Source organism: Micromonospora sp. NPDC004336, from assembly GCF_053602615.1.
Map to the genome: position 1 here is coordinate 1 of NZ_JBSGDY010000372.1, position 1,253 is coordinate 1,253.

Consider the following 1,253-nt stretch of genomic DNA (forward strand, 5'->3'; position numbering starts at 1 on the left):
ACGGTGCCCAGCAGCGCGGCGCCGACACCGATCAGCATGTGCAGCCACATCGGCATGTTCTGGCGGCCCGGCACGAGCAGGCGACCCAGAGCGCCGACGATCAGACCAACGATGAGCGCAGTGATGATGCCCCAAACGGTGAGCTCCACGTCGCCCTCCTCCTGTTTAAAGAATTGAGTTCCACGGTCTGTGGTGTTCCTGTCGTGACCGTTAAGTTCCCGACCCGTCGCAGCCCCAAACCGACTTTCCGGCACCCGCGGAACACGCGCCCCAGGGGAACGGGCGCCCCGCGCGCCGGTACGCCTCGACCGACGCCCTTCGATCGGTCGATCGACGGGCACCGGTGCGCCCCGACCGGCGCCCGTCGATCGACCGGAAGCGGCGGACGTTCCGTCGGGGCGCCCCCACGGCGCCCCGGAACGGACGCCACACCGGCGCACCCGGAACGGGCCCCACGGCGCAACGCCCGGTCTTCGACAGCCGCACCCGCAGGGAGCCGACTGGCGGCTACCCGGAACGGGCCCCCGCGGCGCACACGGAACGGGCGCCCGACCTGGTGGTCGGGCGCCCGTTCGGGTTCAGGCTGTGTGGGGGTTACCGGTGGGTGACGCTGCGGCGACGACCCACACCGGCGACCAGCGCCACGGCGATGGCGGCCAGCACCACCTGGACCAGCAGCTCGCCCCAGTCGATCCCGGCGGTCTCGGTGGCGATACCCATCGCCCGAGCCAGCACGGTGCCCAGCAGCGCGGCGCCGACACCGATCAGCATGTGCAGCCACATCGGCATGTTCTGGCGGCCCGGCACGAGCAGGCGACCCAGAGCGCCGACGATCAGACCAACGATGAGCGCAGTGATGATGCCCCAAACGGTGAGCTCCACGTCGCCCTCCTTCTGCGAATAAGCAATTCCACGGTCTGTGGTGTTCCTGTCGTGACCGCAATGTTCCCGACCGGCCGAAAAACCAAACCGGTTCGCGGCTCGGGAGACGGCGTCGGACGTCAATGGCGCACCGCGCGGCGAATACCGCCGCGGCCGTCCGCGCAGGTGGCGCCCTTCGCACGCGGCCGGGACGGACCGGCGGGAGGGCCGTAGAAAATTTTCCGCCGCGACCGGCCGGCACCCCGGCCGGGACACACCGAGAGTCGGCCGCGCCCGGCCGGCGCCCCGGGCCGGGCACGCCGAGGGTCGGCCGCGCCCGGCCGGCGGCACCACCCCGGCTCCGACGCGAACGGCCGGCGCCCCCGGCCGGG

At 72.2% G+C, this 1,253-nt stretch carries 2 protein-coding genes; both read right to left on the reverse strand.

Annotation, left to right across the window (positions count from 1 at the left end):
* Positions 1-149 (reverse strand): GlsB/YeaQ/YmgE family stress response membrane protein (locus ACWENR_RS30820; protein WP_452280447.1); only part of this gene is annotated, 149 nt, incomplete at its 3' end.
* 445 nt (positions 150-594) lie between these two features.
* The gene (locus ACWENR_RS30825; RefSeq protein ID WP_091104043.1) at positions 595-882 is read right to left on the reverse strand and encodes a GlsB/YeaQ/YmgE family stress response membrane protein; all 288 of its coding nucleotides are present in this window, start codon (positions 880-882) and stop codon (positions 595-597) included.
* Between the last annotated feature and the right edge of the window lie 371 nt (positions 883-1,253).